Origin of the sequence: Streptobacillus felis (assembly GCF_001559775.1) — a bacterium.
GTDB lineage: Bacteria > Fusobacteriota > Fusobacteriia > Fusobacteriales > Leptotrichiaceae > Streptobacillus > Streptobacillus felis.
Genome location: NZ_LOHX01000154.1, coordinates 1 through 337, shown reverse-complemented (window position 1 = coordinate 337; position 337 = coordinate 1). Strand labels below are relative to the sequence as shown.

Here is a 337-nt window from a genome sequence, read left to right as displayed (position 1 = left end):
CTAGTACTTGTACCTATAATATCAGGTATGTTTGTTAAATCATTAAATCCTGTTTCAGAAGTTGCCAAAACTTTTATTGAGAGTAGATATAAACATAAGGATATAGTTATAGGTCTTGATTGGCCTATACTTGGATCTGCAGGCGAACTGTTGTATAGTATCTGTACTTTTAATGCCTATTACACTTATTTTAGCATTAATATTTTCAAAACTGGGATTTAGTAGTATATTACCTTTACCAGGTATAGTTAATCCTATGATAGTAGTTCCAGCAGTATATAGTATCTGTTAGTAATTTATTAAAAATGTTAATATTAGGAACAATAATCATTCCTAT

Annotated in this window: 1 pseudogene; it reads left to right on the top strand. The window is 28.8% G+C overall.

Features of this window, described 5'->3' with window-relative positions:
• Window positions 1-222, top strand: a pseudogene (locus AYC60_RS08935) (hypothetical protein); the annotation flags it as partial.
• Window positions 223-337 lie beyond the last annotated feature (115 nt).